Below are 9,667 nucleotides of genomic sequence, written 5' to 3'. Positions count from 1 at the left end.
CAGTTTGCTGAGTATAGCCTGTTTACGTTCTTCGCTATATCGTGGCATGATGTGTAGTGGCATAATTAAATTGGACAACTGCTAAGAGGCTATACTAACCCAAAGAAGGAAAATAGTATGACCAACAAACGCAACCAATATACCCGAGAATTTAAATTAGAAGCGATTAGCTTAGTCACTGATCACAACCGCACCATACCTGATGTGGCAAGCTCACTGGGTATTGGCAAATCTACCCTGCAGAAATGGCTGAGTCAGTACCGTCAAGAAATGAGTGGCCAAGTGCCTAAAGTCGGCAACGCTTTAACGGATGAACAGCGCGAGCTTCAAGAATTGCGTAAGCAGGTTAAGCGGCTGACTATGGAGCGCGACATATTAAAAAAGGCTTCTGCTCTGCTGGCCTTGGACAGCCTGAACGGCTATCGCTGATAAGCAAGCTTGCAGAGCAAGACAAACGGGCCAGTAAAAGCCTTTTATGCAAGTTGTTTGGGGTATTGAGGAGCAGTTACTACTATGGACTAAAGCCCAAGCCCATCAGCCTTGAAGCCGTCAAAACTAAAGCATTAGTCCGCCAAATATTTAACGACTCAAAGCGCTCAGCAGGCGCTCGCAGCATTGCCGCTATACTAATGAATGAACACGGCATCAAGCTGACCCGTTATATGGTAGGTAAACTTATGAGCAGCATGGGGCTTAAAAGCTGTCAGTTAAAGACGCATAAATACAAGCACTGTGATGAAGAACACAAAGCTCATGACAACATACTGAACCGTAACTTTAGCCCCACATCGCCCAATCATGTCTGGACAGGTGATGTCACTTATGTTCGCATTAAAGGCGGCTGGTGCTACCTAGCTATCGTTTTAGATTTATATGCTCGTCGTATTGTTGGCTTTGCTGTATCAGATTCGCCTGACAGTATGCTGACAACCAAAGCGCTGCAGATGGCGTATCAGTCGCGCTTAAAGCCAAGTGGGGTGTTGTTTCACTCTGATCAAGGCACCCATTACACTAGCAAGAAGTTTGCTGAATCTGTGGCAAGTTGTAATGGCATGAAGCAGAGCATGAGCCGAAAAGGTAACTGTTGGGACAACGCGCCAACTGAAAGGTTCTTCAGGAGCTTTAAAACAGAATGGATGCCAAAGGGCGGTTATGAGAATATTGCTGAAGCTCGGACTGCCATTATTGATTATATTTGGGGCTATTATCAGTCAGTGAGACCACACCGTTTTAATGACTATTTAACACCGCTAGAAAAAGAGAAACGCTACTTTAACAAAAACCTCTTATCAGGTGTCCTAAATTAGTTGACCACTACACTTGCCAGCCAAACTCATAATTGTTAATCGAAATTGGTTGGACATTGTCTGAGTTAACAACAAAACCTGCACGCACATCACGTAGCGCGCGCTGTATATCAGCTGTTGTAAACCCTTGTGAGAAGTTCGCAAACACTTGGTCGTTTGGCGTTAGTTGATAACTGGTACCAAGGTTAAAAAGCACTTTGTCGTGGTCAGTACTGCCCTCTTCTACCATACCTGCTTGATAATCTATGCCATACGCATCACTGATATCGCTAATAGCAGGATTATTAAAGTACTCTTCCAGTAGCTGCTCGTAGATAGGCGTAAAGGCGTCAGTTTCTGATTCAAGTCTCTGATAGCGCACACCAGCACTAGTGTGCCACTTATCTGTTAAATCCACATCTGCATTGACAAAGGCACCCCATTTATCAATGGTCGTGGCTGGGCCACCATTATAGGTCAGACCGTTGGTTTCAGCATTCAGACCATTACTAGCAATGAACGTATTTAAATCTTGACCATAATAAGTTTGTTCACTGTTTTCACGCTCAAAATCAACACCATAGCTAAATAAGGTATCTTTGCCAGCGATTTCGCTATCCGTCTGCATCGCTGCACGCAAGCCCATGACTTCAATATCTGCTTCTGACTGGGTGACGAATGTCGCAGCACCTAGTAGCTTGCCCAATGTATCTGAGTCAGTCAGGCCGTTAGCCACCCACTCTTCAGCCGCTTGAGGTGCTGCCGTTTTTCCTGATGGATAAAAACGACCTTGCTCATCTCTATAGTAACCAGTCACACTTAAATTTGACCCTAAAAAATCATCATTATCATAATTCAAATTTAACGATGTTTTGGTGGTGTACGGCTGGTTTTCTATGTTGGCGCCATCGATGGCTTGTAATGAAGGTGTGTCACCATCCAGTAGCACGCCTAAACCATCACCATAATCTGGGCCATAGTCAGTATCTTGCTCATCATTGTAATAAGTGGCGGCCAGATCAAGTCGTTAACTATCAGTCAGCTCTATACCCAAACTGGCATTGACACTCAAAGCCTCAGTATCTTGCTGATCTGTTTGATTGACGTCTGGGCTAATTCGGTCGCCACTGCTATCGAAGTTGCCACCCTTACTGTCATAATCCACATCTAAGCGACCATACACTCGTTCACCGCCATAGCCTAGTGTTTGCCCGACACTATAACCCAATGACTCTGACTCAAAGTTTCGGCTGCTACTAACGCCTAGTCGGGTTTGTCTGATCGGACCGTAGCCCACATAAGATTTAGTGACAAGGTTGATCAGACCGCCGGCAGCACCAGCACCATAAATACTCGTAGCACCAGACAGCACCTCTACTCGCTCAAGCTGCGCTGGATCAATACTGTTGAGCTCTCGTGACAAACTGCGTGAGCTGCTAAGTGGCACACCATTGAGCAAAAACTGTACCGGTCGACCGTGCATGCTAGTACCATAGTTACTGGTTGAGCCACTGCTTGCTCCCAGACTTGGGATTAGCTGTGCCAATATATCACCAGTAGTACGATCACCTGTCGCCTGCACCTGAATCTCTTCCTCACTAATCACTTGCGTGACTGCTGGCATCTCACTAATCTTTTGTGCCAGCGCTGTACCTGTTCTAGCATCAGCCGTGACATTAATCGTGTCTAAGGTAACGTTTGGCGTTTCGTTCGATTCTGAATCTGAATCTGAATCCGAATCTGAATCTGAATCTGAATCTGAATCTGAATCTGAATCTGAATCTGAGACATATTTCACTGAGGTTTCTGCTGATACTGCAATGTCAGCGCTATTGGTCTCGGTTTGTGCGTATAGTTGCTGACTGATGCAAAGCGTAAGAACGGATAGTGCGAGTTGGCGATGGTTTCTCATATTCATTTTACTCAGTTATATGTCACTCGGTTATATAGTCACATAAGGGCATTCATTTATTTATCTAAGGATACTGGCTGTACTAAATTCGTAAACGATATTGTAAATGATAACCATTTATTTTTACAGCAAAATTTTTATTTCGATCCTACGACGACGATATTATTGAAATGACCTGCTATCTAGTAAACCTTATCTACTCGCAGCAGTGGGCACTTTACGAATCAACCATAAGAAATACGCACCACCAATAATAGCGGCAACCGTACCGGCAGGCAGCTCGTAAGGGAAGATGACATAACGCCCGACCCAATCGGCTAACACCATCATACCTGCACCCAACAATGCTGCTAAAGGCAACTGACGCTCAAGCTTTATCGCACCAAGCGAGCTGGCTAAATGCGGCACCATTAACCCAATAAAACTCAATGGTCCGACCGCGAGTGTGCTCGCTGTACTAAGTGCTGCTACTAATACCAATATACCAAAGGTTACTGGCGTTACTGCGACGCCCAAATTACGAGCAACACCCGTCCCTAGCCCAAGAACGCGCAAAGGCTTTAGGAGTAGCAGGCTGACGACAAACAATATAATGGCAATACCAATGAGATACCATACCGTACTCGGCTGCGCGCTATATGTCGTACCTGAAAGCCAACTGAGCATCGCCTCTAAACGTGGATCACCAGACAGCTTGACCATGTGCATCACGCCATCCATCATCGCAGCAATACCAATACCCACCAGCAGTAAATACCCTGAGCTCACCTTGCGTGCCAACCAAACGATAAGTAGCAGCACAGCCATGGCGCCTGACAAACCTGAAATCAACAAGGTACCTGCGCCTGCAGACAATCCCAGAGCCGGCAATAATATAAACCCTAAAATCACCCCTAGCGCGGCGCCCGAACTAACACCCAACACTTCAGGGCTAGCCATAGGGTTGCGAGTCAGCGTCTGCAACAGTACCCCTGCCACCGCAAGCATCAAACCCGTTGCTGCCGCACTCAAACTACGAGGCAGGCGATACTGCTGAGTGAGCGCCCAATCCGTACTGAGTCTCCAGCCGTTGATGTCTTGGACGAAAAGACAAGCCAATAGGATGATACTGGCCACACCAACGCCCCAACGCCACAGTGCAATATTACTATCCTTGCCAGCGACCATCGGTGTCACGGCTTCTATACGCTCGCGGCGCTGACGCAAAATCAGCCAAATAATCAATGGCGCACCCAGAATACCTGTCATCGCCCCTGCTGGAATTTGCATATTAAGTATCGGTTCGAGCAATAACGCGACATTACTGGTCAATAATAAAAGCAGTGCGCCCAATACAAACGCAACAATAAGACGCTTACCAATAGCCGAGATACCTAGCGCATTGACCAAACTAGCAGCAGCCAGCCCGATAAAACCTATCAAACCAACTTCACTCACTACCAAAGCAGTGACAACTGCAGCAACGAGTACCACTAAGCCGCGTATGCCATTGATGGGCACACCCAAACGTTTGGCTTGTGCATCATCTAGACTCATCAACGTCAGCGGTTTTAACAAAGGCAAACAAACCATTGCCATCACAGCCGCAGCGATGAGTAGCGCGATACTGGTATGCCAGCTGTTTTGTGATAAAAACCCTGCTGCCCATGAAAATATGCCATTACTACGCTCAGCAAAAAACAATATCATGACGTTGGCAACGGCAGCGAGCAAGATATTTACCACCAAACCGGCCAGTACCAAAATCAATGGATTAAAACGGCTGGGTGCTGATAAGGCAAACACCAGCCCCATACTCATTATCGCACCGACAAAGGCCACATAAATGCCACCATAAATAGCCAAGCTTGGCAAAAATAGCGTCACGACGAGCAGGGCCAACTGCGCACCAACACCAACCCCTAATGTCGTGTCTGACGCCAATGGATTTTTGACCAGTTGCTGTAGCAAAATACTCACAACACCTAACAACCCGCCAGCCAGAAGTGCCACCACCGCAGTCGCCACCAAATGTAGCTGCATCGCCATACTTGCGATATCCAATTGCGAGCTTGGCATCAATAAATCAGCAAGTGGGCGTGTCCACTCCTGAGAGATTAATACCCAACCACTCCATACCGACAGCAGTACGAGAACGATAAACATCGCCCAAAAACGCCATGACTCGGAAGCCACGAGATTTTTCGAACCATGCTTTTTCGAACCATGTGATGATGACGGAGTAGCGTCAATGCTATTGTTGGTATTATCGGCAACTGTGTTATCAGTTTTATCAGTCGTTTTTATACTCATGATGCTGCCCCACCTTCTAAGCTGACATTTGATAGATTGTCTGCCAAGCTAACCAATGATGACATGCCACCGTATATCCATACTGGCGGCAACTCACCCACGCAGCGATCACTACCATAGCCCAATCGCTGCCAAACCAAACTGTCCTCAATCTCAGCGCGCGTGATAGGACTAACGGGGTTTACAACCAACAAGCAAGTATCATCATCTAACGCTGCCAAATCCCCCATACGTACCGACATAAACCCCCATTGATTGCCCTCTCCCAATGTATCAAGCTCTTTGCCCATGCCTGTTAGCGCCGGTCGAAACAAGCTGTTGGCGACATACATACGAATCTTGTTAACAGCATCAAACTGCACCACCGCAAACTTTTTAACGTTTGGATAGCGCTGTTGCAGTTGCTCACCAGCAAGGGTGATGTCTTTTTCGCTTTGTGAAATATAATTCTCAGCCATTTTAGGGTTGTCGATAAGCTCACCCAACTCTCGTGTAGGCGCAGTGTAATCAGACCATTGGGCAATATCACCTTTGGCAGCAAACAACACCGATTCTGCGGGCACATCACCGTATAAATTACGAGCATGCTCATAGAACGGGTTATCGATGACCAGATCAACAGGAAGCTGAGCTATCAACTCTGCATTGGGTTGATAACGGATGCCCAAGTCAATCGTCTCAGGTGGTAGCTCTGGTGACCCGACCCATCTATGCCAGACTCTTGCGTCCCCTGTCGCGATAGGTGGATACCCCATCGCTGTCAAAGTGGCTGCATTGCCCCAGTCAGGAGACACGATTTGTATACTTGGGCTTTGGGCACTACCGTTATTGACGGTATCTACAGACTGTGACTCATCGACTTGCTCAATATTTTCTTGCGGCGTTTGGGTACTATCACAGGCAGTTAACACTAGACACAATGCAAGCGTCATCCACTTTAGTATGGTAACTGGAATGGTATCTAACACTGGCATGGTCTTTGACTTTGACATAGGCACTGAGGTTTTGGAGGTATAAAAAACAGGGGACATAAAAGCAGATCTTTATAGGCAGGTTGTAAAGTAGGCAAGCTAGAGGGTGAGCAGATTAAGCGTCAATAAAGATTAGGCCACGGCAACAGGCTGTCCAGTGACAGGATGTTTGAGTAACTGCATATCAACATTAAAGATATCGTGCAGGACTTCAGGTTGCATGGTACTGCTAACATCACCGTTATGACACACCTGTCCTTTTTTCAAGGCGACAACTCGATCTGCGTACTGCGCAGCTAAGTTGATGTCATGTATGATAATAACCACACTCAAACCTTGCTCATCTACCAACCGACGAATCAATTGAATAACCTCGATTTGATAATGCATATCAAGTGCGGCAAGCGGCTCATCAAGCAATAGATATCGAGTGTCTTGCGCCAAACACATCGCAAGCCATGCTCGGGCACGCTCACCTCCGGACAGCGTCGCCGTAATACGATCGGCAAACGGCTCTACTTGGGTGACTTTCATTGCTTGTGCTACTTTTTCCTTGTCAATTGCCGTTGGTTTTTGCAGCCACTTTTGATGTGGGTAGCGTCCAAGCATGACCAGCTCACGCACCGTAAATCCAGCTGCCTCGGGCAATTGCTGTGGCAGATAAGCCATTTGACAAGCCAACTCTTTACTGCCATAGTCGCTGATTGCTGTGTCATCTAAAGTGATGCTGCCACTACTACTTGTCATCTCGCCCGCCAAGGCTTTAATCAAGGTCGACTTGCCAGAGCCATTATGCCCGACCAAGGCGACCAATTGGTTGGCACCAATCTCGCAGCTCACATTGTCTAGTAAGATATTTCCTTGACGATTCATGGTCAGCTTGTTTGCACGTAGCATATAGTCACTCATTTTTGGTAAAAACATTTTTAGTAAAAAGCAGTATTGAACACAATTTTGCCTATCAACACTTATCTTGCCTATTGCTGGCGAATTGCACTCTGCCTTCATTTATAGAAAAGGCAATTAGCAAGGATTTTACTCGTAAACAGTAACAAAAACAATTATCATTACATATAAACTTGATTGCCTTATTTTCTTATTCATTTTTTGATTTATCGTTGTTTGCGAGTATAGATATGACCAACTCTCTTTTAGCTGCTAAAAACACCAACAACAACCAAAGCGGCCCTTACACCTCTCTAGATGCTCCTGAAATCGTCGGTATTCTTGCTCACATTAATGAAGAGCATATCGACGAGCTACTCGGGTTTTTGGGTGCATTTACTCCTTTGTCTACCACGGAAATAAGTGAGCTAGACGTACAATTAACAGGCATATACGCTGAAGGTATCACGATATCAACACGTCCCAAGACTTCAGAGGAACCACCCACTGATTCAGAGCAAATCAGCGCTCAGGAACAAGTTTTCTTTATTGCTTTTGCCGCTCCTATTTCCCAAATTGAGGAGCTACAGGCTCAGTACATTTTACTCAAACAAAAAGCGGATAAAAAGCTAGGCAAAAAAACCATCAAGCTGACCAAACAAGTATTTGATGTACGAGATAGCTACATGGTCAGCAAAAACATGCTACGCCTTGAGTTGAGCATGCACACCTCACCGACACCGAATGGTGCTGATGGCTCATCAAACCCAGCCGCAGTACCCACAAACGAAGCAGGCTATGCGTATTTGTTCGATTTAGAACACAATATTAGTAACGCCACGAACGCCAATGCCAACAAAAGCAATGATGACGATACACAGAAGCGTACTACCCCCAATCGCTCTCACTGTTATTACACACTCAGAAAAGCATGGCAAACCTCTGATAGCATGCAGGCTTGGGTCGATGTCTACTTGCATGGAGACACGCCAGGCGGTAACTGGGCATCCGCTCTGAAAGCAAACGATACCGTTATCACCAAAAGAGAGTTTCCTGAAAAAATTGAGCACTTACAAGACGGTCAAGCGCTGCTAGTCGTAGATGAGACTTCGATGCCGACGGCTGCCCGTTTGCTAGAGCTGTGGGACAACCCAAAGCCACCGTTGATTATTTGTGTCACGCAAGACGCCGCCGATCAACAGTATTTCAATGACATTAAAATAGGCAGCGGTATAAAAACGCCTGAAACCAGCGTGGCGAGCCAGACTGATGATCCAGTTACTGACAACCCAGTTACCGTGCTACCGATTATCATTGATCAAGACGACCTAGGTCAGAGTTTGGCTTCTACAATCAATACCGAGCTCGGTGATTACTTAAACAAAAACCCTTTACAGATAGATAAGGTTTGGGGAGCGCTAGAAGCAAAAACGGCCAAGGCACTGCGCCCCTTGTTGAGAGAGCGACTACAACTTAGCCGTACAGACGCTGTCATCAAGGTATATTGGCGTCATGACTGAACCAGTAAGTACAATGTCCCCTGCTTGCCTTTGTTATAATGAATCTTTTACCACCACTATATAGACGTCACATATCATATAGATACCACGTACCATATAGGTGTCAAGTAGAAATTATAAGCCAGCATTCGCAACAATCATTACCTTTCTTTAAGTTTCATAAATATACGCAACATCGTTATCTTATATCATCTCTTTTATAGATGGAGTAACACAGCTGCTTATTGATAGCAGCGACTTACTCTCAAATAAATCAGCTTTTATAAGCTATATTCATATGAAACTCAAAGGAAATAATAATGAAAAGAACCACGTTAAAAAACATTGCAATTGGCTCTATCCTAGCTGCCTCTAGCTGCTTTGCTACGGTTGGACAAGCCAACGCTGCCTATAATGGTAATGCTCAACACTCACATTTTCAAAGTCAAAAAAAGGCTGAACAGTCTAAAAAACACAGAGTAACGCAGAAAACATTCAGACAAGTCAAAACTTCAAGACAAGCTAAGCCCCGAACCAATCTACATCACAGCAGCTTAGCAAAACAAAAAAATCACCCGTGGAAGTAAAAGCGCAAAACTCTGCGCAAGAAAAACACCGTCAACGTTAGGGCGTATTGAGTCCAAAATGATGCGACGATATCACATGAAATCTCGGTAAATAAGCTAGCATATGTTAATAATGCAATATTGTTGACAACATATGTTTATAAAAGATATAGTCCTTATGAACCTTCTTTTTACGAAGAGAACTGCCCGCAAAAAGCATGCTTTAGAATACAGTATGCTGATTTTTCATTCTCAA

Annotated in this window: 8 protein-coding genes; 3 read left to right on the top strand and 5 right to left on the bottom strand. The window is 45.4% G+C overall.

Annotated features, from left to right (window positions below; genetic code table 11):
• Nucleotides 1–117: 117 nt before the first annotated feature.
• Together L0J61_RS06060 and L0J61_RS06055 are read left to right on the top strand one after the other, a co-directional pair.
• A complete protein-coding gene (locus L0J61_RS06060) occupies nucleotides 118–429 on the top strand; it encodes a transposase (RefSeq protein ID WP_192523544.1) in 312 nt (103 codons plus the stop codon).
• Entirely contained in the window at nucleotides 375–1,307 is a 933-nt protein-coding gene (locus L0J61_RS06055; protein ID WP_192995486.1) for an IS3 family transposase, read from the top strand. Before L0J61_RS06060 ends, L0J61_RS06055 begins: the two co-directional genes overlap by 55 nt.
• A 7-nt stretch (nucleotides 1,308–1,314) precedes the next feature.
• Here L0J61_RS06055 and L0J61_RS06050 read toward each other — a convergent pair whose 3' ends face one another.
• The 5 genes from L0J61_RS06050 to L0J61_RS06030 form a co-directional block, all read right to left on the bottom strand.
• Nucleotides 1,315–2,304 (bottom strand): TonB-dependent receptor, encoded by a 990-nt coding sequence (locus tag L0J61_RS06050; protein WP_301465435.1) that lies wholly within the window; start codon nucleotides 2,302–2,304, stop codon nucleotides 1,315–1,317.
• A gap of 9 nt (nucleotides 2,305–2,313) precedes the next feature.
• Nucleotides 2,314–3,198, bottom strand: a complete 885-nt coding sequence (locus L0J61_RS06045; protein ID WP_301465434.1) for a TonB-dependent receptor plug domain-containing protein — start codon at nucleotides 3,196–3,198, stop codon at nucleotides 2,314–2,316.
• 192 nt (nucleotides 3,199–3,390) lie between these two features.
• On the bottom strand, nucleotides 3,391–5,490 hold the full coding sequence (gene fhuB, locus L0J61_RS06040) for a Fe(3+)-hydroxamate ABC transporter permease FhuB (protein ID WP_301465433.1): 2,100 nt from the start codon (nucleotides 5,488–5,490) through the stop codon (nucleotides 3,391–3,393).
• Nucleotides 5,487–6,521: an ABC transporter substrate-binding protein gene (locus L0J61_RS06035; RefSeq protein WP_301465432.1), complete on the bottom strand. Its 1,035-nt coding sequence runs from the start codon at nucleotides 6,519–6,521 to the stop codon at nucleotides 5,487–5,489. Before L0J61_RS06035 ends, fhuB begins: the two co-directional genes overlap by 4 nt.
• Before the next feature lie 72 nt (nucleotides 6,522–6,593).
• Nucleotides 6,594–7,358, bottom strand: a complete 765-nt coding sequence (locus L0J61_RS06030) for an ABC transporter ATP-binding protein (protein ID WP_301465431.1) — start codon at nucleotides 7,356–7,358, stop codon at nucleotides 6,594–6,596.
• Nucleotides 7,359–7,597: 239 nt separating this feature from the next.
• On the opposite strand from L0J61_RS06030, the gene L0J61_RS06025 reads away from it, so the two are divergent.
• On the top strand, nucleotides 7,598–8,866 hold the full coding sequence (locus tag L0J61_RS06025) for an SIP domain-containing protein (protein WP_301465430.1): 1,269 nt from the start codon (nucleotides 7,598–7,600) through the stop codon (nucleotides 8,864–8,866).
• Nucleotides 8,867–9,667 lie beyond the last annotated feature (801 nt).

This window comes from Psychrobacter sp. (genome assembly GCF_030457785.1).
Classification (GTDB): Bacteria; Pseudomonadota; Gammaproteobacteria; order Pseudomonadales; family Moraxellaceae; genus Psychrobacter.
This window is presented reverse-complemented; position numbering and strand designations above follow the sequence as displayed.

Coding starts and splice junctions, on each gene's coding strand:
- L0J61_RS06060 (WP_192523544.1), top strand. CDS start 118: ATGACCAACAAACGCAACCAATATACCCGAGAATTTAAATTAGAAGCG.
- L0J61_RS06045 (WP_301465434.1), bottom strand. CDS start 3,198: ATGAGAAACCATCGCCAACTCGCACTATCCGTTCTTACGCTTTGCATC.
- fhuB (WP_301465433.1), bottom strand. CDS start 5,490: ATGAGTATAAAAACGACTGATAAAACTGATAACACAGTTGCCGATAAT.
- L0J61_RS06035 (WP_301465432.1), bottom strand. CDS start 6,521: ATGTCCCCTGTTTTTTATACCTCCAAAACCTCAGTGCCTATGTCAAAG.
- L0J61_RS06030 (WP_301465431.1), bottom strand. CDS start 7,358: ATGCTACGTGCAAACAAGCTGACCATGAATCGTCAAGGAAATATCTTA.
- L0J61_RS06025 (WP_301465430.1), top strand. CDS start 7,598: ATGACCAACTCTCTTTTAGCTGCTAAAAACACCAACAACAACCAAAGC.